Genomic DNA, 24,449 nt, shown 5'->3' on the forward strand with positions numbered 1-24,449 from the left:
TACAAAGAATCTTTCGGTGGTGATGCGATTTGGTCATCACAGAAAAATATAAACTTTCGCCTAATCGGGGGTTCTATTCATCACTCAGGTGACGTTTAGAATAAAACCTACAGTAACATCGGGATAGATACCATGTTGAAAAATATCAACCCAACGCAAACACAAGCGTGGAAAGCGCTAACGGCACATTTTGAGTCAGCTCAAGATATGGATATGAAAGAGCTGTTTGCTCAAGATGCAAAGCGTTTCGAGAACTTTTCTACTCGTTTCGGTTCTGACATCTTAGTGGATTACTCTAAGAACCTAATCGATGCTGAGACTATGCAGCACCTATTTGCTCTTGCTAACGAGACTGAAGTTAAGTCTGCAATTGAAGCGATGTTTGGCGGTGATGCAATCAACAAGACTGAAGGTCGTTCAGTGCTTCATACAGCTCTACGTAACCGCAGCGATAAGCCAGTAATGGTTGATGGCAAAGACGTAATGCCAGCAGTTAATGCAGTACTAGCAAAAATGGAACTGTTCACACACCGTATTGTTTCTGGTGAGTGGAAAGGTTACACAGGTAAAGAGATCACTGATGTAGTCAACATCGGTATCGGCGGTTCGGATCTTGGTCCGTACATGGTGACTGAAGCACTAACACCATACAAAACTCGCCTAAACATGCACTTCGTTTCTAACGTAGATGGCACTCACATTGTTGAGACACTTAAGCCTCTAAACCCAGAAACAACGCTATTTCTCGTGGCATCTAAAACATTCACCACTCAAGAAACCATGACGAACGCGCACTCTGCACGTGATTGGTTCTTGGCTGAAGCGGGTGACAACGCACACGTTGCTAAACACTTCGCAGCACTATCAACAAACGCAACAGCGGTCGCTGAGTTTGGTATTGATACTGACAACATGTTCGAATTCTGGGACTGGGTTGGTGGTCGTTACTCACTATGGTCTGCAATCGGTCTGTCTATCTCTCTTTCTATTGGCTTCGATAACTTCGTCGAGCTTCTAGAAGGTGCTCACGAGATGGATAACCACTTTGCTTCAACGGAATTTGAAAGCAACATTCCAGTCATCCTTGCGCTTATCGGTATTTGGTACAACAACTTCCACGGCGCTGAGTCAGAAGCTATCCTACCTTACGATCAATACATGCACCGTTTTGCTGCGTACTTCCAGCAAGGTAACATGGAATCGAACGGTAAGTTTGTAGACCGTGAAGGCAACCCAGTAGAGTACCAAACCGGTCCTATCATCTGGGGTGAGCCGGGTACAAACGGCCAGCACGCTTTCTACCAACTGATTCACCAAGGCACTAAGCTGATCCCATCAGACTTTATCGCGCCTGCTATCAGCCACAACCCAGCCTCTGATCACCATCAGAAGCTGATGTCTAACTTCTTTGCTCAAACTGAAGCACTAGCATTCGGTAAGACAAAAGAGACAGTAGAAGCTGAATTCCTAGCGGCGGGCAAAACAGCTGAAGAAGTAGCTGAACTGGTACCTTTCAAAGTGTTTGAAGGTAACCGCCCAACAAACTCAATTCTTGTTAAGCAAATCAACCCTCGCTCTTTAGGTAACCTAATTGCGATGTACGAGCACAAGATCTTTGTTCAAGGCGTTATCTGGAACATCTTCAGCTTCGACCAATGGGGTGTAGAGCTTGGTAAGCAACTAGCAAACCAAATTCTTCCAGAACTTGCTGACGATGCTCAAGTAACGTCTCACGACAGCTCAACTAACGGCCTAATCAACGCATTTAAAGCACTTAAAGCTTAATTGAGTTGATAGCCTAAAAAGAAACGCCAACCTTCGGGTTGGCGTTTTTGTATCTGTCGCTCTAACAATGGCTAAATCGCAGGTAACAAAAAAGCTGACATATCTGTCAGCCTCTTAAATACAGCGTCAGCCTTCTAAATATTTGCAGTGATAGTCTCTATTCGAAACAGATCTCGATGAAGGCATTACCCCATTGAGATGTGAAAGGCATAATGATGATTGCGCCTTCACATTTGTGACGAATAGTATGACCTTTACCTGCAACCACGATTGGCGTTGCCATGTCGAAGTCGAAGCCACTTTCTGCAAGAATTCGTTTTGCGCCGCCCGTAACCATATTAGTGATTTCACCGACCATATCGGTGACTTCTTCATTTAGGCCGTTTGGTCGTTCACCCAACATGTTTTCCATGATTTCTAGGGCAAGGCCTTCATCAAAGGTGATCGACATTGAGCCTCGAGATTGTGGGCCAACCATACCGATTAAACCAGAGACATCACCACGAGCGATTTCATCTTTTTTAACTCTTGGCTTTTGTGGTTTCAATTCTAGAGAAGCCATCGTTTTTAGTACATTCATTAGAGAAGCTAAAAACGGGTTTACAAATTCAGCGCGCATAATGTTCTTCTATAATCTTATTGTTTCATATCAGAGGAGCAAGTTTGGCAAATGCCATGAGACTCAATAACGTGATTCGTTAATTGAAAGCCATGCTTCTCAGCGTTATTAGCGAGTTGATTGATAAGAGCATCGTCTTGTAGCTCAATCACAGTGCCACATTGGTCGCAGATTAATAGCTGTGAGAAATGCTTGTTGGCATTACAAGAGCAACAACATATAAAGCTATTGGTAGACTCAACTCGGTGAATGAAACCTTGTTCCAACAAAAAATCTAAAGCGCGATAAACTGTGGGCGGTTTGGCTTGTGGTTCGCTCACCTTTAATTGCTCTAACAATTCGTATGCACTGGAGGCTTTTTTATTAGAGAGGATGAGCTCAAACACTCGCTTTCTTTGCGGAGTTAATCTAACTCCTCGAGATGCGCATAGCCCTTCAACTTGCTCTATTAATGTGTGGTCCAAATTTTTCACCATTCAATCGGACATTCCTGTTCAAATTCTATTTCTAGATAACTTTACTTGGGAGCCAATGATTTCTATTAAAGTCAGGTACAGAGCGTATTGTGACCCACGACTTTGAATAAGACAAGGTAACTCAAAATGACTGTGTGACTCAAGGCATAACTGATTAGTGAGGCTGAATTAGAGGCCTGGTGAATAGGTTTAAATAAGAAAATGTGAAGTAAAGTTCATATAGCACAATTAGGACATAGCATTTACAATAGCCGACTTTGCTTTTTGCTGGGTGTTCCAGCAGATTTTTTGACTCGCTATCAGGTTACTTTGCCATGACACACTCATGTAAGTTGTCTGTCGCTCCAATGCTCGATTGGACTCACTTTTAAGTAATACCAGTAGTTAAAAGCAAGTTATACGTACTATATGCGTACTTTATGTTTTTTTGCACCTTTCAACTATAGCTGTATTCGTTTGATTAATGATACGATTTACAGTCATTTAAACGAGTTGTATATAAGATGAAAAAAACAAGTTCAGTTTGGTTAGGTTTAGTTTTTACTTTTCTAAGTATAATTGTCCCCATTGGTATCGCATTTTGGGAGTTCACTACTAACGAGTTAACCGTTGAGCTAATATCAACAGATAGTTTAATTTCTGATACAGAGCAGGTCGCTGGCTTAAAGGTTTTTTTTGACGAAAAATTAGTTGAAAGCCCAAAACTAGTAAAACTACAAATCAAGAACACTGGAACTGAACCTATAAGCAAATCTGATTTTGATATGCCACTGCAGTTAGAGTTCGACTCTGGAGTTACCATAATCAAGGCTTCTATTACTTCAACGTTACCAACTTCCATCCCTGCTGAAGTGTCTTTCGATAGAAAATCCTTAAAACTTAAGCCTTTACTTCTAAATTCAGAAGATAACATCAATATATCTATGGTTGTTTCGGGTGAAATTTCATCTCTAAAAGTTTTAGGACGCATAACAAATATAAAAAAAATAGATTTGATAATGTACAAAAATGAAGATAACAAAGTATACAAAAGCGCGTTGGTTATCGTCTCAGGTGCTTTTCTTTCTTTTGTTTACGTTTATTTTGCTTATGCATCTATATTATTAAAAGCTGTCACAATACCTCGATGGGTTGGGCTTTTCAGTGCCCTTTCCGCAGCAATAGGATCTAGTTTTTTAATCAAAAAAGGCTTGCCATATTACTCCGATAATATGAGCTCCATTTTGAGTACAACTAACCTCCCTATGCTGATTTTTGGAGGGGGGCTCTTCGTCTTTCTTAAGTATAGAGAACGAAATTAAATGAGGTGTAGGCGCTTCATTTCGCCTACATCCTTTGCCCTGACCAAACCACTTCACCGATGATCTCGAAGTCGTTACCTTTAATCTCTTCTTTTCCAAGTTCCCATGCTTCATAAGCACTATTGTCACTGACTACCTTGATTCCGTTTGGTAGAAATTGAAGTCTCTTCACCATCAATCGATTGTCATATCTGAATACGTAAATCCCATCAGTAGAAAAACCATCAACGCGGTTCACCATTACAACGCTCTGATTCTTAAGAGTTGGGATCATGCTGTCACCGCGAACGGGCATTAGGAAGATATTGTTTGGGTTAAAGCCAAGCTCTTGCCTAATGAATTTCTCACTGAAAACCATTGCGCTAGATTCTTCTTCTTTCTCAACAAGCGCACCATGCCCTGCACTTACCTCAATATCGAAGAACTTTAGTTCCAAATAGCCTTTTGGAGCCAATGAGCCACTTTTTGAGATCTCGTTCGCTTTTAGAAAAATATCTTCAGGAATTTTTCCTCGCATTCTCCACGTTTGAATGGTTGATGCTGAAACCCCTAAAGCCTTTGATAAGTCAGTATTTTTTGAGGTTTTGGTTAGTTTCTTAAGTTCAGATATTTGTTCGTCCACGATGCTCATTGAATGCTCCAGTGTGCTCAAAGGTGTTGCAATATGTTAATTATGATTCAATAATGTCTCGTGACGACATTGAGACATTCTTGAGTTAATTATAGTTGCTCTTAGTTAACTCGCCATAATTGCATAGGTGATTTATGAACACAAACTTCGCATTACTCGCTAGATTTGAAAGTCCTACTGTAGAGCTTAAACAAGTAAGCCAAGAGTTTTTTGGTATCACCCCAAAGACGGCAGAGCAAAGAGCGAAAGCTTGTGACTTTCCCGTTCCTACCTTCAAGCTGCGCGATTCAGAACGCAGCCCATCGTTAATCAAGATAGAAGATCTAGCTGCTTACATTGATGAGCGTCATTCAGTGGCCAAGTGTGATTGGCTATCGGTAAACGGGTAGGAGGATTGAGCATTAATAATGTAGCGACTCCGATTCACAGCGTTAGCGTAGACCTTTCTCATTCGAGTGAAGCCAAAGAGCTTTTCATGATTGTAAAAGGTCGCTTGGCTTCTTTAAGCGAGTCTTCGCCTGAGTTTGAATTTTTATACCCGATTTATCTGAAGTTACTCGAAGCCGCAATTTTATTGGAAAGCTTGGAGGAATAGACATGCCAACAGCAAAGGGACTTGAAATTATTGCCTCCCTAAAAGCCAAGCACTTTCCAAATGGCTATAGCTCAAAGCAACGAGGCGGTAAAGATTACCGCTTCAGTTCCAAAGGTCAGGCTGAATATAAACGTGCTCTAAAGCTTCAAGTTATGAGGCTTCGAGAGGTGGTTTCATGAGCCGTATTCTACTAAGTACATTTCTTTAGCGCGTTTATAACCCGTCACTGGTGACACAATGAGTACCTACAAGCGATTTTATCAACCTAACGTAAATCAATCTTTTGGTCAGTTCGTTTCAAACGTTACTGCGCATCTGCCGATGATGTTGCGCCAAGACATCGACTTCAAGATTGGCATTCGTAAAAAACGAGATAACCCTACTGATCGCAACTTATCCGCGTTCGTTAAAGATCGCGTGTCTTACGTTGATAAAGTCGCTCACCACTTTTCAAGCAAGTTTCCTTTTGGTTTTGCCTGTTATGAGCCTAAGCCTTTAGAGCTTACTCATGACATTCTTATGAGTGACGACTTAATCAAAGACTTTGCCGTCAAGCTGACCGTAGCCTTTGCCGATATCATTAACGATATTGCCATTGTCGAAACTGAAAAGCGCATTGATGGCATTTCTGATAGCTCTCTGGACTACTACGAGGCGTTGCATTACGGCTTTGAACAAATCCGTGACGTGATGTTAAAAGCGTTCGTTGAACCGCCTAGTGCTGATACTAGCGATCTAGGTAAGAAGCTCACCATTCGAGACGCTGAAACCATTTTAGAGTGCGCTATCCGTCGTTGTATCGATCCTAAATATTTAACGCGCAAACTTAAACGTCTGCGTAAGCAATACATTGAGCACGCTCAAGTGACTCTAGGTAATGTCGGTAAGAAGCAAGGACAAACGCATTATGTCTCGCGTCTAACTCTCTCTAACTTCAAGCAGAAGATGCGTGAGTCGGAAGACTTCATGCAAAACATGGTTGTGATTAGTCATGAGACCATGCAGGAGTTCAACCTTGCCGAAGTTGCCTCACGTACAACCGCTAACCTTGAGAACCGACGCGTTGAACTTGTTGTTCGTAGTCGTGGCGATGAAGAGCGAGCCATTGATATGGGCTTCGAAGGTATATTTATTACATGGACGCTACCGTCTCAATATCACCGTAACTCTCCCAAGTGGAATGGTTGCACCGTCAAAGAGGCGCATCAAAACCTAATGGAGCAGTGGAAGCTTGCCCGTGCTCACTTTGCAAAAATTGATTTACCTTGGTTTGGTCTTCGGGTAGCTGAACCCCACAAAGACGGAACCCCTCACCTCCATGCATTTGTCTATTGTGCCCCTGAGCATAAAGCGGAATTCATGCGTATTTGCGCGACCATCGCCCGAAATGAAGATGCTGACGAACTTCATACCAAGAAGCAGCGTAAAGCTCGTTTTTACGCCAAGCCTTGCGACCCAGCCAAAGGGAGCGCAACGGGTTACATCATCAAATACATATCAAAGAACATTAACGGGGCGCATATGCCAGAAGGTGATGCCGGTGATATTGCTGTGTCGGTTAGAGCGTGGGCAAGTGCATGGGGCATCAAACAGTTTTCACAATCGGGCGCTCCTGCGGTTGGGTTGTGGCGACAGCTGAGACGCGCCAATAAATTGGATGTGGCCATTGATGAGGATTTAGCAAATCTACATGACCATGCAGATAAATCACGTTGGAAAGAATTTACTCAACACATTGGGGACTTGCGTCTTGCTCATGAAGAGCAATTTAATCAGTACGGTGAAACAACCAAGCGGGTGATTGGCCTTAAGTGGTTGGGTCATGTGATCGAGACGTGCAGCGAGCGTTTTTCTATTGTGGCGAAGTGCGATGTGGATGCGTGGAAAGATGAGCGAAGCGAATTAACCCAAAGAAGCGGAGCTTCGTCTTGGAGCACTGAAAATAACTGTAACTCTCCCTTAGTTGAACATCTTCAACGCGTGACCGGATGGAGCGTGGAGGGAGTCCAATGTCTAATCTCACCGCTAATGCGGGGAGCAAAAGTTCAAATTGATAGATACACGAGTATCAGTTTCAAAAACAATCGTCTGATTGTGTATTAAACCATTGCCAACGATGTGAATCAGGGGCTAAACACTAAACAACGTCGTGAGACAGAGGAATACCATGAACACACTTTCTAAAGAAGAATGCCAAGCAGAGCTAAAACGTCTCGATACTATTGATGGATTGGAGCAAGAGCTTGAAACCGCCTTCGATAAAGTCAAAGACCTAGCACCAAGTGACCTACTGACGCTTGCCCCTAAACTTTTGATGGGGAATGCCAACCCTCTGACTGAGCTTGGTCTTGACCCTAAATTAGTAGACAAAGCAAAGCTTGTCGCTAAAGCCAACCGCATCATTCGTTCTGAGCGTAAAAAGCAGCTCCAAAAGCAGATGGGTAAAGTGATTGAAGAGGTGCAAACCAATGAGTAAAACACCGAATCCAACGCGGGGCTATGTGTCTTGCCCTGTCTGCAGTCGAGCGTCAACCGTTCACATGGTAGGCGAGGGAAAGATGATTGATACAGGCGAAACCGTTAAGAACGGGCGCAACCTTGGATTGCTTTATTACAAGTGTCCGAGCTGCGGTAATAGTTCAATGAGTAAAACGGTGAGTGATTATTGCAGTGAGCACATGCAAGAGTCGGTTGCCCAGCTGCCAGTGCTAAACGAAGTCGTTGCGCTTGAGCTAACCGAAGATGAGCCAACGGTCATTGAAGCACAAACCAATACCGATTCAACTGAAATGACTATGGTAGACCAAACGCTCCCAACCGAAGAAACCCAAGACGAAGTGCTACCACTAAAGCCAAGCCTTAAACCGCAAGTGCTCAAGGTTGGGGCATGTTTGGGTTTGATTCTCGTGTTGCTCTTCACCATTAAACGTTTATTGGCAACGCCAAAACCAACGCATGAGGACAAAGCCAATGGATGAATCAACCGTTGAAATGAGTGCTGATAACCTTGCCGAGCTTGATATGTACGTTGCTGAATTGCAATCGAGCACTTCAACCGAAAACCAATCGAGTGGCAGCACTGAACAAGAACCCGAAGTCGATGTAAGTGAAGCATTGGATGCGTTGGTTACAACGGGGTTAGTGGTTGTTGAGCAAGCCGTGTCGATTATGAAAGACATTGATTTCGAGTTTGATGAACGCGCTAAACAAAGCGTTATCAATGCTGCCCGACCTGTTGCCAAACAATACGGGGGTTCACTGCTTGAGCATTGTGGTGACTACATGAATTTGATGACGCTCACCTTGGCTATTTTAGGTTTATGGTGGGCTTCCAAGAAACAAATCACAGCATTAGAAATGCAGAAAGAAGAGGAGGGCAAGCATGTCGCTAATCGTAAATCCGATTAACTCTAATCCCTCTCATGATGCCGAACACACCGTTTATTTAGGTGGTACGGGTAGCGGAAAAACCAGTGCCGTGAAATTCATGGGGTTGGTGCCTAAAAAAGGACAAGCCCTATTCTTTGACCCGTACCGAAACTACACGGGGCAAAAGTTTCACGGTCAGATGTGCCATGGCTTTGATGACCTTACCAAGTTTATCAAAGCTGCAGTTCATGGTCGTCGTGTCGGATGTTCGTTTAAGCTCGCCTATGTTCCGCCCAAAGGAGCATGCATGTCAGAACTTGAAGCTTTTAGTGCGATTGCTTGGGCGTTGGGTGATGGCCATAAGTCGAAGTTGCATGTGGTGATTGAAGAACTCGCAAGTTGCGCTGAAACCTCTGGAAAGCTCGAAGGGAAAACAGGTGAGCTTTTACGTGGTGGACGTCAGTTTGGTCATGTGGTGCACACCATCTTTCAGCGTGGTCAAGAAGTACCAAAAACCGTGACTAATCAATCTTCGGTTTGGTGGTTGGGGGCGGTGAATTCTGGTGTAGATGCGGATTGGGTTGCCAAACAAAAAGGTATTCACTCGAACGAAGTAGCTGATCTCAAAAGTGCCAAGGTTAATAAACGTCTTATCGGCAAGGCGATCGCGGAATACCTTATCGTTCGTGATGGGATTGGCAACATAGAACGTGGTGCACTGAACTGTGAAAGTGGGAAACTCCTATCTCGCAATTACCGTTAAACCCTTCGTGATGCCTCTCCCATTTCAACCTATAGGTTAAAAGTTCTACCTATAGGTTGAAACCTCATGACCTTGTTTGGGTTGTCTGATTTGATAATGACTCTTTGAAACTTTCCAACGTTGTGAAACAGGGGAAACCATGAAAGCAAGTCATAAGGCCATGCTAATCACAGTCATCTTAGTGCTGTCGGTATTAGCGGTAATCAACAATGTAGGCGCGCTCAAGCCTCTCAAAGAGCAAATTAATGGTAATTCGGGGTGGTTTTAAATTATGGAACTACTGAATACGCCATTTAACCCACGTCCACTCGATTTAGACCCTGTTGAAGGTGCGAATTGGGGTAACCAAGCAAGTTTACGTTTGGTTAGTGGTCCAACATACCAATCCATTGAATTGGTCACGAACATTACTAACCCTGCTGATATTGAGCGTGTACGTATCACGCTAAACGGCAAGGAAACGTACAACCTAACAGGTCAAGATTTAGTAGATCTGCAAGAGCATCGTAAACAGTTCACACAAGCGGGTCGCTATGTCATTCCATTTGCTGATTTGACACTGCGCACCAAGGGCGGTGTTCGTACTGGTGAGCTTGTTACCCTACAAGGTGAAATCTGGTTTGTGTATATCCAGTTAGCTCCAAAATCGGGTGGTACAGCTGCGCCAAGTATCCGAGCACGTTCTCATACAACACAAGCTCAGTCACAGCGTGTTTACTTACCGCGTATTTACTCATTGTCTTGGTTTGCCAGTGCATCGGGTCGTACTCCGTTTGATTTTTCTGAGCGTTCTCCGCTTCTTTCCTTAAAGCGTATTCACTTCAAAGACTCGTCTATTGATCGCGTTCGTGTTCTTCGTGACAGCGTTGAAGAAATCAACGTCAACAAAGCAGACAACGCATTCGACCTCGCTATCTGTGGCTTAGAACAAAATCCAGATTGGTTCAGTCTTGATTTTGTTCGTACTGGTTTTGGTGTGGAAGGTCGTTTGCCAACTAACGCCATGAAGCAGCTTCAATTCGAGCTTGATAAGTCTCAAACGGGCAGCGTGTCTGTGTTGATTGAAGCGATTGAGCAAGTAGGCGTTATCACAGCGAACTAAGGGGGTGAGCGATGTCCTTACCTGACCAACCGAAAGCCACCGCCAGTTCTGGCGGTTGGTTTGACAGCATCCTTGAAGGGGCGGGTGAACTTGTTGGTGGCGCTGTCGATGTGGTGGGCGATTTTGGCGGCAACATGCTTGGTATCAAGATGGATAACGAGCTAGAGCGCGCTAAGTCGGCCAGTCCAGACGAGAATCGCGCCAACAATAACGACTACCAGCAACCCAATGGACAGCCCGTCAATACGAGTGGCGGTGTTCAATGGCAGACCATAGCCATTGTTGTGTTGTTGTTGCTTGTAGTGTTAGGCGGATTGGCGTTCGCGCTCAAAGGAGGTAAGTAATGCCAATCCTCTATCTCGGCGTGGCGGGCTTAACTCTTGGGTTTTTGACCGCCAAGGAAATCAACAAATCAGCGTGGATCATTGTGGTGATACTGGCGCTGATTATTTGGCTAAAAATGGGTTGATATGTTTGGAGCAATGACCAGTTTAACGGGCGGAGGTGGTTTACAGGGCGGTAGCGCTGGACCATCAACCGCAACAAGCAGTAACCAGTCGGGGCAATCCATTGGTGGTATCAACATGGGTGGTGGGGTGAGTCCTTGGCTCATTCTTGCTATCGCGGTGTTGGTCATAGTCGCCCTAAAGGTACTCAAATGATCCAAGTGGTAACGCATTCAAAAAGTGTACAAGAGCGATTGCGAGACGCTTTTCGCGCTTGTCCTGATGACTTCGAGTTAATGAAACAAGCTATTAGTGATGACCTTGTAAGCATCTACCAGATTCAAGGTGATGACTATGACCTCGCTGTTGCGGGTGAAGTAATTGGCAGTAGCTACTTTGTGTGGGCGGTACAGGGAACTGGCGCAGTGAAAGCGACTCGTGAACTGGCAGTTTACGTTAACAGTAGCGGTTTGAAAGCGATTACCACGAAAACGTATTTTCCTTTGGTGGCGCGTTTATTAAAGCGGCTTGGCAAAGTCTCAAGCATAGAACAAGACAGCCACCAATTATTACGATGGGAGGTGTAGTGCATGGGTGGTAAATCCAGTTCAAGCAATAGCACCAGTACAAAGAATACCAGTAGTCAAAATGCTATCAGCGGTGACAACCTCGGCGTTGCACTGAGTGGTATTGAAGGTTCAACGATTAATGCTACATCAACCGACCACGGCAGTGTGGCTAAATCGTTTGATTTTGCAGGTGACGCGCTCGATGAATCATTAGCGCTCGCCAACGGTGCGCTCAAAGAGTACAGCTCAAGTAATAGCGAAAACCTTCAAATGATAGCCGGACTTGCGGGTAACCAAGCGGCTCAAAACACACAAAATCTCGATAAGCTAACTGAGCTTGCCAAGTTCAAACAAGACAATGGACAAAGCGCTCTCAACAAGCAGCAATTAGTTCTTATGGCCGTGATCGTTCTTGTGTTTGGTTTTATTCTCTTTAAGGCGGTGAAAAAATGAAACTGACTCTAATTAAAGGGCAAGTCGTTCCCTTAACTCTAGAATCCAGTTGGCTGTTCATTGAGTCCTATAAGGGCAAGTTGTCAGTTCGGTTAGATGATGTTGGCGAGGAATTTACCTTGCCTAGTGGCTCGGTTCTTCGCTATGGAAAGCCGATGGGACGAATCTTACTTAGTGGTGAGGGTAGTCTTTCATTCGAACATGGTCGTGGGGATTTTACCCCACCAGTTGAAGGGCAAAAGCTAGAAATTCAAACCATGCCGCAAATCGAATTGGTACCTGGTCAAAGTATGAAAGTCAGCGAGCTGCCAGATGTACGTCTTGAACCCAATCAGGTTGTAGGCGTAGAAGTTAGTAACGAATTAATGGGTCGTTCAGGTGAATTGCCAATGCCTGTTCCCGCGAATGCCAACCGTAAAGGGATAATTATCAAAGCGCCTGCAAGTAATACAGGGGTGTTGAGGCTCAAAGGTTTTGAGTTAGTCGCGGGTGAGTCGGTCACGATTGAAACCACTGCGGGGTTCACTTTGTCAGGAACAGAGCCTGATACAGATACAGCGCACATATTGGAGTATTAACATGCTATTACCACCGCTACCTACGGGTAACAGTCGAAATAAAATCGAATTTCTGTATGAGCACATGAACTCTGGCGAACCTAGTTCTGATGCACCATTACCGATACCGATTATTCAAGGTGATTTTTACCGAAGTGGCCGAGATGGTTGGAACGAAGACCTAGACGGATTTTTGCTTACATACAGTGTGTCTGAGTTCTCTGAATTTGGAGATATGGATATCTTGCCATTGATCTCTTTAGCACCTGAAAGTGATGAGCCCTTTGTTAAGTTTTTCTTCAACCTTTCAACCATGCTTCGCCTATCCAATTTTGAGGGGGAATTGGGCTTTGCTGTTGTTTTAGCTGATGAGCAAGGCAACGTCATCAAGTCCCCTGATGGTTACGCTACAAAGTTAGACCTAAAAAGTACGACGGTTCACGGCACTCCTTCAGAGCTAGGGCAGCGAGTCACGGCTAATGAAACGGCTGTCTTATGGGTTGATAAGGAACTTATCAAAGGAAAACAAAAAGTCATTCTACATCTGATGATCAGAGGCGATGCAGCTTACACCTCCGATAGTGGAAGAACGGCCAAAGAAATTTTGTCGAGAGTGTTCCTGCATGGTGGTGATGTGACTTTGGTTGGTTTGGGCGTGTCATAAGTCTAATCGTAGGAGGCTGCATGATTCGCGCACTTATTGTTATTGCCTTAATCCTTTCTCTATATCAGGGGCAAAAAGTTATGAAATCACAACTTAATCGCGGGGTTCGCAATAACAACCCGCTCAACATTCGTATTAGTGGTAACGCTTGGACGGGTAAGGTCACACCATCGAAAGATAAGGCTTTTGAAACCTTCTCAGATTCAAAGTATGGCTTTCGAGCTGCGACCAAACTCATTCGCAACTATCAGAATCTTCATGGACTGAATACGCTCTCGGGCATTATCCATCGTTGGGCGCCAGAGAGTGATAACAACGATACCGAAAATTACATTCAGTTTGTGGCTAGCAAAGTGGGAGTGAATCCAAGTGCCGCTTTAAATCTCTATGATGATCACTTCATGACTCGTCTTGTTCATGCCATGTCCATCATGGAAGTTGGTCGATATTACTCAGTGAGTGATGCAGCTGCAGGGGTCGCGCTTGTATGACCAAACAAGAAACAATGCAACGTTTGGCGGTTGGGATTCTGACCGCTTTAATCAGCGCTTATATCTGGAAGCGCATCAACAGCTAGGGGCTAACAATGAAAGTGGATTTTAAACAGCTATCGACTAAGAAAGGGCTTGCGCTAATTGGGGCGGGTATTGCTCTTGCAGCGGGACACCCTGAACTACTTACTGCGAGCGTTTCAGAAACGGGCGTTCAGTATGGAGGGCTTTTGGGTACCTTAGTTCCATTAGCAATTGGCCTATGGGAAACCCTACGCAATGAGTTCAAGTAATGGCAGAGTATCAAACAATAATTGTTGCCGTTGTTAGTGCCTTGTCTAGCGGGGTGGGTGTGGGTATCACACTCAAAACGGATGTTAAGTGGCTGCGCTTGATGATGGAAAAGATGGATGAAAGGCTAGTGCGACTTGAACGAAAAAATCTATGAATCCTAGTCATAAATCTGAGCTTAAGCATAAAAAAAGCGACCGTATAATCGGTCGCCTTTTGAGAGGTTGATGAAGCTTATGAACTTGTTAACTGTTTCTTTAAGCTAGCTTCATATTGGTTTAGAGAGTAGATAAACATATCAGGTTGCTCTTTTGAGCGAATCATTCCCGCTTTTATATAGAACTGTTCTCGCCCTTCTCTGGCATGGAGAAACAAAGCGTAGATACCTACATCTCTTGAGGAAAGGAATGCTTGACGGATTGCTCGACCAAGAAGCCACTTGCCTAGACCCTGCCCTTGAACAGACTTACATACAGCGATTTTGCTAAGTAATATGCAAGGAACTGAGCTGTAAGGGAATTTACGTCTTTCTCTGTTAGAGATGTGTTTCTTTTCAAATGAACTACTAGCTAAAGTGAAATAACCGACAACTCTTTTAGGTTGCCCTTCTTCACCTTGCGTGACACATAGGTGTGGGATAGATACCCTTCGTTCATGTTCTTTAGCTAGGTTCTTCGTTAAATATTCATTTAACGTACACACACCGCAATCAAATTGCGTAAAATCATATGTTGCTTCAGGATCAAAGCGTTCGACTTCTAATTTTTGATCTTTACCGTCCAAGTTTCCTCCAGTGACATTCCGATAATTTCTTGCATCAATTCAGTGGGGTCTGCTGGGTTTTCTAATGCTTCCATGACTGAATCCCATTGATTTGCTTGAATTTGTAACCGTTTTCTCTCGCTAATCACTTCTTGAGCTCTAGCTACTGTTGTTTCTGATACAAATTTACTAACTGTAGTATTCGAAAGTAGCGCTGCTTCTTCTAAAGCGCTTTTCTCACTTTCAGAAAGGCGAAATTCAACTCTCTCTTTTTTTAATGCACTCATCATTTACTCCTTGCACCTTAACGTGCAGCGGAAACTCCAACTATATGTAGATGCTTGAATAGCACCCTAATTAACTATTTATAAAAATCTTGTACGGTCACTCTCCGTACAAAATGGATTCTGGTCTGCATTGGATAGAAAGTCAATTAATTTGTACGTTATTTTACCGTAAGATAAAAATGAAATTAGTCTTCTTTGAGGCATTTTGTATGTAAATTATGTGGAAAAAGCTGAGTATAAACCTGCCATAAAATATTCAAGTTTCGGTGCCCAGTTACTTGAGCAACCTCTTCGATTGAATAGCCTTTTTCAAACAAACGACTTGCTCCCTCTCTTCGTAAATCGTGATACCTCAAGTCTTCAATACCTAACTCGTTCCTTACTCGCTGAAAGCCTGCGCTAACACTTCGTGAGTTGTACGGGAAAATGAGTTCGCCTTTGTTTGGTTGTTTTAGTGTGATCTCAAATGACTCGCCAAGTAACGGAACAATCATATGATTACCTGCTTTCTTTCTTGGGTCCTTTCTATCTCTAACTAGTATCGTTTTATGTTCTTGGTTGAGGTCTTCCCAACGCAGTTTGCAGACTTCACCAATTCGCATACAAGTTAGAATGCTGAATTCAAGAATGTCGGTGAACGGGATTCGAGTTTTGCCGTTTGGTCGGAAAGACTCACGTTGTTCTAATCCAAGCTTTAAGCGTTTTAGTTCTTCGGAGGTAGGGCGGCGTGTTCGTTTCTGGCTTTTACCTATTAGTGCCATATCAATGAGAACCGGAATTGCTTCATCAAATATCTGAAAGTTGGCCGCGATATTGAACACAGGCTTGGCTTTTTTCATTACAGAACGGAGATAAGCAACATCGTGATAGACCGTTGCACCGCCAGCTCCTCCACCTTTTCTATTTTTACAGTGTTGGATTAAGTCGCTAGTTCTTAGCTTGTCGCTTTCAACCTTGGATATGTCACAGTCACGGAGAAGCTTAATTACGTATTGCTTCGTTCGTCCTGTTTTATCCCATAAATCAGGCTCTTCCATAAACTTGTCCAGAAGTACGTACAACGGTACGGATTTCTGTCCGGATTCGTCAGGGTTTTCTAGCTCAAGAACCCGCTTGTTTGCATAGGTTCTAGCGAGTTCTTTTTTCCTGAATGTTTTCGATTCCCTGTGTATAATCGCCGAATTCTTTTTGACTACAATGTCCACTGTGAAGCGTGATTCACCGCTTTTTAGTGTTCTTTTTTTAATGCTAAATGATGCCATTCGTCCTACTCCATCGATACGTACTATATGCGTACTGAAAGGGTGAGTTTGGGGCAATTCTAGCAAATTGCTGTATATGTATACAGTGTATAGATTTCGAGTAACACCTTATGAAACCTGACAATACTAGTAAATACGCGGCTAACCGCTTATCCGTTGCACCCATGCTCGATTGGACCGACCGCCACTGCCGTTATTTTCACCGCTTGCTTTCTCAGCAGACTCTTTTGTACACGGAAATGGTAACAACGGGCGCGATCTTACATGGTAAGGGCGACTTTCTAGAATATAACGAGCAAGAGCATCCTCTTGCGCTTCAACTGGGTGGTTCAAACCCGGTTGATTTAGCGGCTTGTGCCAAGCTTGCTGGTGAGCGTGGCTATGATGAAGTTAACCTCAACGTAGGTTGTCCTTCAGACCGAGTTCAAAATGGCCGTTTTGGTGCTTGCTTGATGGCTGAGCCAGACCTGGTGGCAGATTGTGTGTCGGCGATGAAAGAAGTCACTGATATTCCAATCACGGTGAAAACGCGTATTGGTATCGATGACCAAGACTCTTATGAGTTTCTCACTAAGTTTGTGTCGACTGTTTCTGAAAAAGGCGGCTGTGAGCAATTTACTATCCATGCGCGTAAAGCGTGGTTGAGTGGTCTTAGCCCGAAAGAGAACCGTGAGATCCCACCTTTAGATTACGATCGTGCATACCAAATTAAGAAAGATTTCTCGGGTCTAGTGATTGCTGTGAATGGTGGTATTACGACTCTTGAGCAAACGAAAGAGCACTTGCAACACCTTGATGGTGTGATGATCGGCCGTGAGGCATACCATAGTCCGTTTATCTTGGCCGAAGTCGACCAACAGATCTTTGGTTTAGATACGCCAATTAAAAAGCGCTCACAAGTTGTGGAAGAGATGTATCCGTACATCGAGCGTGAACTTTCAAATGGCGCAAGTCTAGGACATATTTCTCGTCATATGCTTGGTTTGTTCCAAAGCATGCCGGGTGCAAGACAATGGCGTCGCTACATCAGTGAGAACGCGCATAAGAAAGGCGCGGGTATTGAGGTGATGCAAACGGCATTGGCTAAGATCCCTAAAGAGCTAAACGTATAACCTCCCTCGAGGTTAAAAGTTCGAGCTTAAAAGCCCAAGCTAAAAAACCAAACTTAAAAACTTAAGGTTAAATTCGCCACTAGAGGCTAAATTTGCCATTGATAGTTTCTTTAAAAGCCACGCATTTAGATGTGTGGCTTTTTATTTTCCTGATAAATAAGGGTTTTATTGGTTGTACTAACTTGGTATGGAAGCTGCAATGTTAGAAAGTAATAAAGATAGGTCATCAATTCAATAGGAGACCATTATGTTTGAATTAATCTTTGTTCTTATTTTTGTCGCAACGTTACTTGTTACTGGTATTACGTTTATGACGGTCTTAGCAGCAACGGGGGTTGCATTACTCGTTATGTTAGTACTCGGTATGATCGGTGTCGTGTTTAAACTCCTGCCTTGGTTGATTGTGATTGCAATCGGTGTGTGGTTTTTCAAAACCTTTGTACACAGTTCTAGCCAAAGGCGTTACTAAAGTCATGGTGCCGTCAAACTTTTGCTCGCCAGCGTTTTATCGTTTTAGTCTTTAGGATGTGTGGTAAAATTTCTCCAATAATCGATGAATGTGCATACAATTAGCACAATGATATGAAATTGGAGCTACCTCAAATGAATAAAATGCCATTAATTGCTTTAGTGGGAATGCTACCTTTAAGTTCGGCAGTACTTGCTGAAGAAGGGTTTTCTTACACGGCTAAAGTCGGTGCCGATATGTGGTGGGGAAGTACCAAGCTAAACGAAGTTAGACAAAATGATGATGTTCATTCTCCTTCGTTATATTTCGCATTTGAGCACAATGCCCCAATGCTACCAAACGCGAGTGTCCGCTATACTTCTGTCGATGCAGATTTATTGGCCTTCGATAAGTACGACTACACCTTCTATTACACATTGTTAGATCACAAACTGATGAACTTTGATGCGGGTGTGACGTTTACTCAGTATTCAAACTCGAATTACATCGAACCGAAAACAGGTGGCGCTCAAACAAGCTTTGATGAGTTGACTTGGAGTTTCTACGGTAACGCAGAGATCAACGTTCCTGACACCAACGTCGATATCATTGGTACGATGGAGTTCGGTGATAGTAGTGGCATCAAGAGTACTGATTTGATGGCTGGCGTTCAGTACCGAATCCCAGTAGCAGAAACTGAGGTAGCACTGCGAGGTGGTTACCGTGTTATCGATTTAGACTCGGATGAGTTCTTTCGCTCTGAACTAGGCAAGAGCTTTGTTATGGTCGATGGTTGGTTCGCTGGTGCAGAAGTGCGCTTCTAGGTTATTTAAGCGTATTTAAAACAAATTTTAAGAACGTCACTTTATTAAGTGGCGTTTTTTATATCTATTGATTATATCTTTCTGGAATTAGTTAGCACATTCATCACTTTCGACCATCCTTATATAGAGATCTGATTAGCGTCTATTCTCATAAGGTCTATGTTGTGAGGTCAAAGCAAGGGATAGAATATGACACTCAATGAATTACGGAATTTATATCGAGAAAACCTGTTAGTCGAAGCGGTCATAGAGCCCTCGATTCAAGAGGGGGCTTGGGTTGTGGAGTTTCGCCATATGGGAGGTGGTTTTGTTCTGCTTACCGATGTTCATGGTGAAGAGTGTCATTATGCTGATTTAGATTTAGCATCGAAGTCGGCAATGGCCGTTGGTTTTCAGCAAGTTCGTATTGAAAACCAGTAGCCAATTTACGGTTCAATCGCTTTTTACTTCCAAAAAGTTATAAAACATACTTTTCTATTCTTTCTTGTTATTAAAAGGAGTAGTTAATCTATGGTCACGCAATGATTAGGGATGTCGTGACCATGTCTTTAAATAAGAAAGAGTCTTCACAAAATAATAATGCACAGTCTGGGGCTAATGAGCTACCTGGGCTCGCCGCTCCACTTAATGACCAACAGTTGGGTCATCTTCAACAAACTGTTTCTGAATTATCTTCTCAGCAACTGGCATGGGTCAGTGGCTACCTTTGGGGGGTGAGCCAAGCTCAGCCTGTGGGCGCCGCTGCACCTATTGCTCAAGCCGCTGCAGCTGTGGCCGCAAAACCTGCGGGTAAGTTAAGTATTATCTTCGCGTCTCAAACGGGGAATGCGAAAGGTGTTGCTGAATCGCTTGAGGCTGAAGCGAAAGCGTTAGGTATTGCTGTCGAGCTTTTTGATGCCAGTGACTATAAAGGTAAAAACCTAGCCAAAGAGACACACGTGATTTTTGTGGCTTCCACTAATGGCGAAGGTGAAGCGCCTGATAACGCGATTGAGTTGCATGAATTCCTTCAATCGAAGAAAGCACCAAAATTACCAAACCTACAATACGGTGTGATTGGTTTAGGTGATTCAAGCTATGAGTTCTTCTGCCAAACCGGGAAAGATTTCGATAACTTCCTCGCTAAGCTTGGCGCTAAATCATTTGTTGACCGTCTTGATTGTGATGTTGATTACGAAGAGTCAGCAACGGAATGGCGCGCTAAAGCATTAGAGCAAGTAAAAGAGACATTATCGACAGGCACAGAAGCCGATGTCGTTCAATTACCAGTTGGTCAAGTGGCCGCGGGTCATTCTCAATATACCAAACAAAACCCATACACAGCGACATTACTGACGAGTCAAAAGATCACCGGTCGCGACTCGGGTAAAGATGTGCGTCATATCGAGATTGATCTTGATGAATCAGGTATTACTTACCAGCCAGGTGATGCGCTGGGAGTGTGGTACGAAAACAGTTCAGAGCTTGCGAATCAGATCCTTTCTAAGGTTGGGTTGTCTGGTATCGAAAGTGTTGATGTCGATGGTGAAAACTTATCTGTCCATAGCGCACTCGTCAGTAAATTCGAGATTACGACGTCAAACCCTCAACTTGTAACTCAGTTTGCTGAGCTGTCGGGTAGTAAGAAGTTAATCAAGCTGGTGGAAGATAAAGACAAGCTTCGCGAATACTCTGGTAACACTCAAATCGTCGATGTATTAGCAGAAAAAAGAACCAATCTATCAGCTAATGAGTTGATCGGCCTTTTACGTAAGTTAACGCCACGTCTCTATTCTATTGCATCAAGCCAAGCAGAAGTGGATGAAGAAGTTCACTTGACGGTTGGTCTGGTTGAATACCAAAAAGGTGAAGAGTCTCGTCTGGGGGGCGCCTCTAGTTTCCTAGCTCAGCGCTTGGAAGAAGGCGCTGAAGTGAAGGTGTTTGTTGAGAACAACAATAACTTTAAGCTGCCACAAGACGACAGCACACCAATCATCATGGTCGGCCCGGGGACTGGTATTGCACCATTCCGTAGTTTCGTTCAAGAGCGTGAAAACAATGATGCTGAAGGCAAGAGCTGGTTGTTCTTCGGTGACCGTACTTTTACTCAAGATTTCTTATACCAAGTTGAATGGCAGAAGTACCTTAAATCTGGTGCGTTAACCAAATTGGATGTTGCTTTTAGCCGTGACCAAAAAGAAAAGGTTTATGTTCAAGACCGTTTAATCGAACAGGCGGAGCAGGTTTGGCAATGGCTTCAAGAGGGCGCATACCTTTATGTTTGTGGTGATGCGACCCGAATGGCGAAAGATGTTCATGAAGCACTAGTCACGATTGCTGAAAAACATGGCAACCAGAGCCGAGAACAAGCTGAACAATATATTAATGACTTACGTAAAGCGAAACGTTACCAAAGGGATGTGTACTAATGAGCAAGCAAGTAATAGAGCAAGAAGTGCTAGGTCAAGTACTTGGCCCTTTGGCTGACAATGAACGTCTGAAGCGTGAAAGTAACAACCTTCGCGGTACGATTGAACAAGATCTTCAAGACCGTATCACTGGTGGTTTTACCGCAGATAACTTTCAGCTGATCCGTTTCCACGGTATGTATCAGCAAGATGACCGTGATATTCGTAATGAACGTACCAAGCAAAAGTTAGAGCCTTTGCATAATGTCATGCTGCGTGCGCGTATGCCTGGCGGCATCATCACTCCAAAGCAATGGTTGGCGATAGATAAGTTCGCAGATGAAAGTACCTCTTATGGGTCTATCCGTCTAACGACACGTCAAACCTTTCAGTTTCATGGCGTGTTGAAGCCGAACATTAAACTGATGCACCAAACGCTAAACAGCATTGGCATTGATTCAATCGCTACTGCGGGTGATGTAAACCGAAACGTTCTGTGTACCACAAACCCTGTTGAATCTGAGCTGCACCAAGAAGCGTATGAATGGGCGAAAAAGATCAGTGAACATCTATTACCTAAAACCCGTGCTTACGCAGAAATCTGGTTAGATGGTGAAAAGCTAGAAACAACAGATGAAGAACCTATCCTAGGTAGTAACTACTTACCGCGTAAATTCAAGACGACGGTGGTGATCCCGCCACAGAATGACGTAGACGTGCACGCGAACGATCTTAACTTTGTCGCGATCGCTGAAGACGGAAAGCTGGTGGGCTTTAACGTGTTAGTCGGTGGCGGCCTTGCTATGACACACGGTGATACCTCGACTTATGCACGTAAAGCTGACGACTTCGGTTTTGTACCGTTAGAGAAAACGTTAGATGTAGCGGCAGCCGTTGTAACAACACAACGTGATTGGGGTAACCGCTCAAATCGTAAGAATGCCAAAACCAAATACACACTAGACCGTGTTGGTATTGATGTATTCAAAGCAGAAGTCGAGAAACGTGCAGGGATAGAGTTCTCTGAAAGCCGCCCTTATGAGTTTACTGGTCGTGGTGACCGCATTGGTTGGGCGGAAGGCATTGATGGTAAGCACCACTTAGCACTGTTTATTGAAAACGGTCGTTTACTTGATTTCCCTGGTAAAGCTCTGAAAACCGGTGTGGCTGAAATTGCCAAGATCCACGAAGGTGATTTCCGCATGACAGCGAATCAGAACTTGATTGTCGCGGGTGTTGCCACTAACCAAAAAGCCAAAATAGAGAAACTCGCTCGTGAGTATGGTTTGATGGACGATGCTGTTTCTGAGCAACGTAAAAACTCTATGGCGTGTGTGGCTTTCCCTACGTGTCCTTTAGCAATGGCGGAAGCGGAGCGCTTTCTTCCAGAGTTCGTGACAGATGTTGAAGAGATTCTGAAGAAACATGGATTACCAGAAGAAGATAACATCATTCTTCGTGTCACTGGTTGTCCAAACGGTTGTGGTCGCGCGATGTTGGCTGAACTTGGTTTAGTGGGTAAAGCACCAGGTCGCTACAATATGCACTTAGGCGGCAACAAGGCCGGTACTCGTATTCCTAAGATGTATAAAGAGAACATCACATCAGCTCAGATCTTAGAAGAGATTGATTCACTAGTGGGACGTTGGGCTACTGAACGTAAAGACAATGAAGGGTTCGGCGATTTTACAATCCGAGCTGGCATCATCGAAGAGGTGATCATTTCAAAGAGGGATCTGCATGCATAATTCTGTCGCCTCAAAACTGAAGTTAGCAGATCTGCTCGCATTGACTAAGACGGAGCAGATACTTCGTCTTAGTCAAATAAATGCTGAGTTAGAACAGCTAACCGCATTAGAAAGAGTTAAGTGGGCTCTAGAAAATTTAGAAGGGACACATGTGGTGTCTTCTAGTTTCGGAATCCAAGCTGCGTTGATGCTGCACTTAGTCACTCAAGCAAAGCCAGATATTCCGGTTATTCTTACGGACACTGGCTATCTATTCCCTGAAACGTATCGCTTTATAGATGAGTTAAGCAAGAAGTTGACACTAAACCTTCAAGTCTTTCGCGCACAACAGAGCCCTAATTGGCAAGAAGCGCAATATGGAAAACTTTGGGATCAAGGTATAGAAGGGATAGAGAAGTACAACAAACTTAATAAAGTTGAACCGATGAGACGGGCGTTAGATGAGCTTGAGGCGGGGACTTGGTTTTCAGGGTTAAGAAGAGAGCAATCTCAATCGCGCGCAAACTTGCCAATCTTATCTATCCAAAATGGTGTGTTTAAATTCTTGCCAGTAATTGATTGGACAAATAAAGATGTTCATTATTACTTAGAAGAGCATGGCCTCAGTTACCACCCACTTCGCGATCAGGGGTACCTTTCTGTCGGAGATACACATACGACTAAGAAATGGGAACCGGGCATGACTGAAGAGGAAACCCGTTTTAATGGGTTAAAACGAGAATGTGGCCTTCATGAAGATGATGGAGAGCAATATGGCTCTGGGATTTAAACTCATTGCCATTTGAAAAGCTGCCATAAGGCAGCTTTTTTAGTTTCTAGGGGATGAAGTTAGAGAGGTTGTGGATAAGTCTGTGGTTACTGTGTAGTTAGTTTGTAGTTAAAGTTGTGAAAATGAGGGTTTGGGTATTTATTCGTCATGTAATCGTTATTTTTGCATTTTTCTTTAATAAACACTTGCCAATGTGAGGAACATCTCTATAATGCCGCCTCACTGACACGGTAGACGCCACAAGGCTTCAACGAAGAATGTTAGTAAGGCGACTAGCTTTGAGTGATTATTTACTCCTACTTTTAGAAAGTAGAAATTAATTTTCAAAAGTGTTTGACACTGAGAATTAAATAGCTAGAATGGCCGCCTCTTCCGAAGTGATGTAAATCGCAACGAAGAGAAGCTCTTTAACAATTTAAACCTATCAATCTGTGTGGGCACTCGTTGATGAATATCAAAACGTTTTATCTCTCTCTTTTTATTAAGAGAAGTAAAACAGATTCCTCGGAATCAATTTTGGTTTCAATGAACTGAGTGACCAATACGAATAACTACTTTCTCTTGTAGAAAGAAAGTATTTGGCACAGTCAATTCATTATCTTTCTGTTGGAAAGATAATAGCTTTAAAATTACACTCTTTATTTATAAAGAATAGTTTTGAAGTCAGTATTCATTGAGCCGACAAAATCTTAAATTGAAGAGTTTGATCATGGCTCAGATTGAACGCTGGCGGCAGGC

The 24,449-nt window shown here is 43.6% G+C and carries 35 protein-coding genes; 29 read left to right on the forward strand and 6 right to left on the reverse strand.

From position 1 onward, the window contains the following. Positions 1 to 132 precede the first annotated feature (132 nt). Positions 133 to 1,785, forward strand: a complete 1,653-nt coding sequence (pgi, locus tag OCT63_RS17580; RefSeq protein WP_136981103.1) for a glucose-6-phosphate isomerase — start codon at positions 133 to 135, stop codon at positions 1,783 to 1,785. Between the two features lie 157 nt (positions 1,786 to 1,942). Here the strand turns inward: pgi and OCT63_RS17585 are convergent, their stop codons facing one another. Both OCT63_RS17585 and zur read right to left on the reverse strand, forming a co-directional pair. Next, complete coding sequence (locus OCT63_RS17585; protein WP_017055720.1) at positions 1,943 to 2,404, reverse strand: chemotaxis protein CheX; 462 nt, start codon at positions 2,402 to 2,404, stop codon at positions 1,943 to 1,945. A 17-nt stretch (positions 2,405 to 2,421) separates the two neighbouring features. Continuing rightward, positions 2,422 to 2,880: a zinc uptake transcriptional repressor Zur gene (zur, locus tag OCT63_RS17590; RefSeq protein ID WP_161675169.1), complete on the reverse strand. Its 459-nt coding sequence runs from the start codon at positions 2,878 to 2,880 to the stop codon at positions 2,422 to 2,424. 503 nt (positions 2,881 to 3,383) lie between these two features. Here zur and OCT63_RS17595 point away from each other — a divergent pair. Then, a complete protein-coding gene (locus tag OCT63_RS17595) occupies positions 3,384 to 4,181 on the forward strand; it encodes a hypothetical protein (protein ID WP_269984185.1) in 798 nt (265 codons plus the stop codon). A 25-nt stretch (positions 4,182 to 4,206) separates the two neighbouring features. Here the strand turns inward: OCT63_RS17595 and OCT63_RS17600 are convergent, their stop codons facing one another. Then, positions 4,207 to 4,812 (reverse strand): LexA family transcriptional regulator, encoded by a 606-nt coding sequence (locus tag OCT63_RS17600; protein ID WP_269984186.1) that lies wholly within the window; start codon positions 4,810 to 4,812, stop codon positions 4,207 to 4,209. A 134-nt stretch (positions 4,813 to 4,946) separates the two neighbouring features. On the opposite strand from OCT63_RS17600, the gene OCT63_RS17605 reads away from it, so the two are divergent. From OCT63_RS17605 to OCT63_RS17700, 20 genes are all read left to right on the forward strand, one after another. Next, positions 4,947 to 5,201 (forward strand): pyocin activator PrtN family protein, encoded by a 255-nt coding sequence (locus OCT63_RS17605; RefSeq protein ID WP_017108645.1) that lies wholly within the window; start codon positions 4,947 to 4,949, stop codon positions 5,199 to 5,201. A 5-nt stretch (positions 5,202 to 5,206) separates the two neighbouring features. After that, entirely contained in the window at positions 5,207 to 5,407 is a 201-nt protein-coding gene (locus OCT63_RS17610) for a hypothetical protein (protein WP_269984187.1), read from the forward strand. Positions 5,408 to 5,409: 2 nt separating this feature from the next. After that, positions 5,410 to 5,586 (forward strand): hypothetical protein, encoded by a 177-nt coding sequence (locus tag OCT63_RS17615; RefSeq protein ID WP_269984188.1) that lies wholly within the window; start codon positions 5,410 to 5,412, stop codon positions 5,584 to 5,586. Between the two features lie 58 nt (positions 5,587 to 5,644). Beyond that, positions 5,645 to 7,510, forward strand: a complete 1,866-nt coding sequence (locus OCT63_RS17620) for a replication endonuclease (protein WP_269984189.1) — start codon at positions 5,645 to 5,647, stop codon at positions 7,508 to 7,510. Positions 7,511 to 7,574: 64 nt separating this feature from the next. Next, positions 7,575 to 7,883, forward strand: coding sequence for a hypothetical protein (locus tag OCT63_RS17625; protein ID WP_269984190.1), 309 nt, complete (start codon positions 7,575 to 7,577; stop codon positions 7,881 to 7,883). Then, positions 7,876 to 8,385 carry a hypothetical protein gene (locus OCT63_RS17630; protein ID WP_269984191.1) on the forward strand — a complete coding sequence of 170 codons (510 nt, stop codon included), beginning with the start codon at positions 7,876 to 7,878 and terminating at the stop codon, positions 8,383 to 8,385. The genes OCT63_RS17625 and OCT63_RS17630 overlap by 8 nt, the downstream gene beginning before the upstream one ends. Further along, entirely contained in the window at positions 8,378 to 8,815 is a 438-nt protein-coding gene (locus tag OCT63_RS17635) for a hypothetical protein (protein ID WP_269984192.1), read from the forward strand. The genes OCT63_RS17630 and OCT63_RS17635 overlap by 8 nt, the downstream gene beginning before the upstream one ends. Then, the gene (locus OCT63_RS17640) at positions 8,790 to 9,539 is read left to right on the forward strand and encodes a hypothetical protein (RefSeq protein ID WP_269984193.1); all 750 of its coding nucleotides are present in this window, start codon (positions 8,790 to 8,792) and stop codon (positions 9,537 to 9,539) included. The genes OCT63_RS17635 and OCT63_RS17640 overlap by 26 nt, the downstream gene beginning before the upstream one ends. Positions 9,540 to 9,678: 139 nt before the next feature. Next, entirely contained in the window at positions 9,679 to 9,807 is a 129-nt protein-coding gene (locus OCT63_RS17645) for a hypothetical protein (RefSeq protein ID WP_269984194.1), read from the forward strand. A 3-nt stretch (positions 9,808 to 9,810) separates the two neighbouring features. Then, positions 9,811 to 10,641 carry a major capsid protein P2 gene (locus OCT63_RS17650; protein WP_017055734.1) on the forward strand — a complete coding sequence of 277 codons (831 nt, stop codon included), beginning with the start codon at positions 9,811 to 9,813 and terminating at the stop codon, positions 10,639 to 10,641. Between the two features lie 11 nt (positions 10,642 to 10,652). After that, entirely contained in the window at positions 10,653 to 10,985 is a 333-nt protein-coding gene (locus tag OCT63_RS17655) for a hypothetical protein (protein WP_269984195.1), read from the forward strand. After that, positions 10,985 to 11,110, forward strand: a complete 126-nt coding sequence (locus OCT63_RS17660) for a hypothetical protein (protein ID WP_017055736.1) — start codon at positions 10,985 to 10,987, stop codon at positions 11,108 to 11,110. The genes OCT63_RS17655 and OCT63_RS17660 overlap by 1 nt, the downstream gene beginning before the upstream one ends. 1 nt (position 11,111) lies before the next feature. Then, positions 11,112 to 11,303, forward strand: a complete 192-nt coding sequence (locus tag OCT63_RS17665) for a hypothetical protein (RefSeq protein WP_032546978.1) — start codon at positions 11,112 to 11,114, stop codon at positions 11,301 to 11,303. Then, positions 11,300 to 11,674 (forward strand): DNAase, encoded by a 375-nt coding sequence (locus tag OCT63_RS17670; RefSeq protein WP_269984196.1) that lies wholly within the window; start codon positions 11,300 to 11,302, stop codon positions 11,672 to 11,674. Before OCT63_RS17665 ends, OCT63_RS17670 begins: the two co-directional genes overlap by 4 nt. 3 nt (positions 11,675 to 11,677) lie before the next feature. Continuing rightward, positions 11,678 to 12,109, forward strand: a complete 432-nt coding sequence (locus OCT63_RS17675) for a chemotaxis protein (protein WP_269984197.1) — start codon at positions 11,678 to 11,680, stop codon at positions 12,107 to 12,109. Continuing rightward, entirely contained in the window at positions 12,106 to 12,687 is a 582-nt protein-coding gene (locus tag OCT63_RS17680; protein ID WP_269984198.1) for a hypothetical protein, read from the forward strand. The genes OCT63_RS17675 and OCT63_RS17680 overlap by 4 nt, the downstream gene beginning before the upstream one ends. Before the next feature lies 1 nt (position 12,688). Beyond that, positions 12,689 to 13,330: a hypothetical protein gene (locus tag OCT63_RS17685; protein WP_269984199.1), complete on the forward strand. Its 642-nt coding sequence runs from the start codon at positions 12,689 to 12,691 to the stop codon at positions 13,328 to 13,330. A 20-nt stretch (positions 13,331 to 13,350) separates the two neighbouring features. Continuing rightward, a complete protein-coding gene (locus tag OCT63_RS17690) occupies positions 13,351 to 13,821 on the forward strand; it encodes a structural protein (RefSeq protein WP_269984200.1) in 471 nt (156 codons plus the stop codon). A gap of 95 nt (positions 13,822 to 13,916) precedes the next feature. Then, positions 13,917 to 14,114, forward strand: a complete 198-nt coding sequence (locus OCT63_RS17695; protein ID WP_048667348.1) for a hypothetical protein — start codon at positions 13,917 to 13,919, stop codon at positions 14,112 to 14,114. After that, on the forward strand, positions 14,114 to 14,269 hold the full coding sequence (locus tag OCT63_RS17700; RefSeq protein ID WP_269984201.1) for a hypothetical protein: 156 nt from the start codon (positions 14,114 to 14,116) through the stop codon (positions 14,267 to 14,269). The genes OCT63_RS17695 and OCT63_RS17700 overlap by 1 nt, the downstream gene beginning before the upstream one ends. A gap of 77 nt (positions 14,270 to 14,346) precedes the next feature. Here the strand turns inward: OCT63_RS17700 and OCT63_RS17705 are convergent, their stop codons facing one another. From OCT63_RS17705 to OCT63_RS17715, 3 genes are all read right to left on the reverse strand, one after another. Beyond that, positions 14,347 to 14,895 carry a GNAT family N-acetyltransferase gene (locus OCT63_RS17705; protein WP_269984202.1) on the reverse strand — a complete coding sequence of 183 codons (549 nt, stop codon included), beginning with the start codon at positions 14,893 to 14,895 and terminating at the stop codon, positions 14,347 to 14,349. Beyond that, on the reverse strand, positions 14,871 to 15,161 hold the full coding sequence (locus tag OCT63_RS17710; RefSeq protein ID WP_269984203.1) for a type II toxin-antitoxin system TacA family antitoxin: 291 nt from the start codon (positions 15,159 to 15,161) through the stop codon (positions 14,871 to 14,873). The genes OCT63_RS17705 and OCT63_RS17710 overlap by 25 nt, the downstream gene beginning before the upstream one ends. A gap of 185 nt (positions 15,162 to 15,346) precedes the next feature. Then, positions 15,347 to 16,423 carry a site-specific integrase gene (locus OCT63_RS17715; RefSeq protein WP_269984204.1) on the reverse strand — a complete coding sequence of 359 codons (1,077 nt, stop codon included), beginning with the start codon at positions 16,421 to 16,423 and terminating at the stop codon, positions 15,347 to 15,349. 110 nt (positions 16,424 to 16,533) lie between these two features. Between OCT63_RS17715 and dusA the strand changes: the two genes are divergently transcribed. From dusA to OCT63_RS17750, 7 genes are all read left to right on the forward strand, one after another. Then, positions 16,534 to 17,535: a tRNA dihydrouridine(20/20a) synthase DusA gene (gene dusA / locus OCT63_RS17720; protein ID WP_269984205.1), complete on the forward strand. Its 1,002-nt coding sequence runs from the start codon at positions 16,534 to 16,536 to the stop codon at positions 17,533 to 17,535. A 247-nt stretch (positions 17,536 to 17,782) separates the two neighbouring features. Next, positions 17,783 to 18,004, forward strand: coding sequence for an envelope stress response protein PspG (gene pspG, locus OCT63_RS17725; RefSeq protein ID WP_060467059.1), 222 nt, complete (start codon positions 17,783 to 17,785; stop codon positions 18,002 to 18,004). Positions 18,005 to 18,138: 134 nt separating this feature from the next. Then, the gene (locus tag OCT63_RS17730; protein WP_161688463.1) at positions 18,139 to 18,807 is read left to right on the forward strand and encodes a TIGR04219 family outer membrane beta-barrel protein; all 669 of its coding nucleotides are present in this window, start codon (positions 18,139 to 18,141) and stop codon (positions 18,805 to 18,807) included. A 189-nt stretch (positions 18,808 to 18,996) separates the two neighbouring features. After that, positions 18,997 to 19,227 carry a hypothetical protein gene (locus OCT63_RS17735; RefSeq protein ID WP_017055752.1) on the forward strand — a complete coding sequence of 77 codons (231 nt, stop codon included), beginning with the start codon at positions 18,997 to 18,999 and terminating at the stop codon, positions 19,225 to 19,227. A gap of 122 nt (positions 19,228 to 19,349) precedes the next feature. Then, a complete protein-coding gene (locus OCT63_RS17740; protein WP_161688454.1) occupies positions 19,350 to 21,215 on the forward strand; it encodes an assimilatory sulfite reductase (NADPH) flavoprotein subunit in 1,866 nt (621 codons plus the stop codon). Continuing rightward, positions 21,215 to 22,942, forward strand: coding sequence for an assimilatory sulfite reductase (NADPH) hemoprotein subunit (gene cysI, locus OCT63_RS17745; RefSeq protein ID WP_161688452.1), 1,728 nt, complete (start codon positions 21,215 to 21,217; stop codon positions 22,940 to 22,942). The genes OCT63_RS17740 and cysI overlap by 1 nt, the downstream gene beginning before the upstream one ends. Next, positions 22,935 to 23,711 carry a phosphoadenylyl-sulfate reductase gene (locus OCT63_RS17750; RefSeq protein ID WP_161680380.1) on the forward strand — a complete coding sequence of 259 codons (777 nt, stop codon included), beginning with the start codon at positions 22,935 to 22,937 and terminating at the stop codon, positions 23,709 to 23,711. Before cysI ends, OCT63_RS17750 begins: the two co-directional genes overlap by 8 nt. Positions 23,712 to 24,449 lie beyond the last annotated feature (738 nt).

The sequence above is a fragment of the Vibrio sp. RW genome (assembly GCF_027587105.1).
Taxonomy (GTDB): domain Bacteria; phylum Pseudomonadota; class Gammaproteobacteria; order Enterobacterales; family Vibrionaceae; genus Vibrio; species Vibrio toranzoniae.

What these genes read in the sequence shown, in the direction of transcription:
- pgi (WP_136981103.1), top strand. Translation starts at nt 133, where the DNA reads ATGTTGAAAAATATCAACCCAACGCAAACACAAGCGTGGAAAGCGCTA.
- OCT63_RS17585 (WP_017055720.1), bottom strand. Translation starts at nt 2,404, where the DNA reads ATGCGCGCTGAATTTGTAAACCCGTTTTTAGCTTCTCTAATGAATGTA.
- zur (WP_161675169.1), bottom strand. Translation starts at nt 2,880, where the DNA reads ATGGTGAAAAATTTGGACCACACATTAATAGAGCAAGTTGAAGGGCTA.
- OCT63_RS17595 (WP_269984185.1), top strand. Translation starts at nt 3,384, where the DNA reads ATGAAAAAAACAAGTTCAGTTTGGTTAGGTTTAGTTTTTACTTTTCTA.
- OCT63_RS17600 (WP_269984186.1), bottom strand. Translation starts at nt 4,812, where the DNA reads ATGAGCATCGTGGACGAACAAATATCTGAACTTAAGAAACTAACCAAA.
- OCT63_RS17605 (WP_017108645.1), top strand. Translation starts at nt 4,947, where the DNA reads ATGAACACAAACTTCGCATTACTCGCTAGATTTGAAAGTCCTACTGTA.
- OCT63_RS17615 (WP_269984188.1), top strand. Translation starts at nt 5,410, where the DNA reads ATGCCAACAGCAAAGGGACTTGAAATTATTGCCTCCCTAAAAGCCAAG.
- OCT63_RS17620 (WP_269984189.1), top strand. Translation starts at nt 5,645, where the DNA reads ATGAGTACCTACAAGCGATTTTATCAACCTAACGTAAATCAATCTTTT.
- OCT63_RS17625 (WP_269984190.1), top strand. Translation starts at nt 7,575, where the DNA reads ATGAACACACTTTCTAAAGAAGAATGCCAAGCAGAGCTAAAACGTCTC.
- OCT63_RS17630 (WP_269984191.1), top strand. Translation starts at nt 7,876, where the DNA reads ATGAGTAAAACACCGAATCCAACGCGGGGCTATGTGTCTTGCCCTGTC.
- OCT63_RS17635 (WP_269984192.1), top strand. Translation starts at nt 8,378, where the DNA reads ATGGATGAATCAACCGTTGAAATGAGTGCTGATAACCTTGCCGAGCTT.
- OCT63_RS17640 (WP_269984193.1), top strand. Translation starts at nt 8,790, where the DNA reads ATGTCGCTAATCGTAAATCCGATTAACTCTAATCCCTCTCATGATGCC.
- OCT63_RS17645 (WP_269984194.1), top strand. Translation starts at nt 9,679, where the DNA reads ATGAAAGCAAGTCATAAGGCCATGCTAATCACAGTCATCTTAGTGCTG.
- OCT63_RS17650 (WP_017055734.1), top strand. Translation starts at nt 9,811, where the DNA reads ATGGAACTACTGAATACGCCATTTAACCCACGTCCACTCGATTTAGAC.
- OCT63_RS17655 (WP_269984195.1), top strand. Translation starts at nt 10,653, where the DNA reads ATGTCCTTACCTGACCAACCGAAAGCCACCGCCAGTTCTGGCGGTTGG.
- OCT63_RS17660 (WP_017055736.1), top strand. Translation starts at nt 10,985, where the DNA reads ATGCCAATCCTCTATCTCGGCGTGGCGGGCTTAACTCTTGGGTTTTTG.
- OCT63_RS17665 (WP_032546978.1), top strand. Translation starts at nt 11,112, where the DNA reads ATGTTTGGAGCAATGACCAGTTTAACGGGCGGAGGTGGTTTACAGGGC.
- OCT63_RS17670 (WP_269984196.1), top strand. Translation starts at nt 11,300, where the DNA reads ATGATCCAAGTGGTAACGCATTCAAAAAGTGTACAAGAGCGATTGCGA.
- OCT63_RS17675 (WP_269984197.1), top strand. Translation starts at nt 11,678, where the DNA reads ATGGGTGGTAAATCCAGTTCAAGCAATAGCACCAGTACAAAGAATACC.
- OCT63_RS17680 (WP_269984198.1), top strand. Translation starts at nt 12,106, where the DNA reads ATGAAACTGACTCTAATTAAAGGGCAAGTCGTTCCCTTAACTCTAGAA.
- OCT63_RS17685 (WP_269984199.1), top strand. Translation starts at nt 12,689, where the DNA reads ATGCTATTACCACCGCTACCTACGGGTAACAGTCGAAATAAAATCGAA.
- OCT63_RS17690 (WP_269984200.1), top strand. Translation starts at nt 13,351, where the DNA reads ATGATTCGCGCACTTATTGTTATTGCCTTAATCCTTTCTCTATATCAG.
- OCT63_RS17695 (WP_048667348.1), top strand. Translation starts at nt 13,917, where the DNA reads ATGAAAGTGGATTTTAAACAGCTATCGACTAAGAAAGGGCTTGCGCTA.
- OCT63_RS17700 (WP_269984201.1), top strand. Translation starts at nt 14,114, where the DNA reads ATGGCAGAGTATCAAACAATAATTGTTGCCGTTGTTAGTGCCTTGTCT.
- OCT63_RS17710 (WP_269984203.1), bottom strand. Translation starts at nt 15,161, where the DNA reads ATGAGTGCATTAAAAAAAGAGAGAGTTGAATTTCGCCTTTCTGAAAGT.
- OCT63_RS17715 (WP_269984204.1), bottom strand. Translation starts at nt 16,423, where the DNA reads ATGGCATCATTTAGCATTAAAAAAAGAACACTAAAAAGCGGTGAATCA.
- dusA (WP_269984205.1), top strand. Translation starts at nt 16,534, where the DNA reads ATGAAACCTGACAATACTAGTAAATACGCGGCTAACCGCTTATCCGTT.
- pspG (WP_060467059.1), top strand. Translation starts at nt 17,783, where the DNA reads ATGTTTGAATTAATCTTTGTTCTTATTTTTGTCGCAACGTTACTTGTT.
- OCT63_RS17730 (WP_161688463.1), top strand. Translation starts at nt 18,139, where the DNA reads ATGAATAAAATGCCATTAATTGCTTTAGTGGGAATGCTACCTTTAAGT.
- OCT63_RS17735 (WP_017055752.1), top strand. Translation starts at nt 18,997, where the DNA reads ATGACACTCAATGAATTACGGAATTTATATCGAGAAAACCTGTTAGTC.
- OCT63_RS17740 (WP_161688454.1), top strand. Translation starts at nt 19,350, where the DNA reads ATGTCTTTAAATAAGAAAGAGTCTTCACAAAATAATAATGCACAGTCT.
- cysI (WP_161688452.1), top strand. Translation starts at nt 21,215, where the DNA reads ATGAGCAAGCAAGTAATAGAGCAAGAAGTGCTAGGTCAAGTACTTGGC.
- OCT63_RS17750 (WP_161680380.1), top strand. Translation starts at nt 22,935, where the DNA reads ATGCATAATTCTGTCGCCTCAAAACTGAAGTTAGCAGATCTGCTCGCA.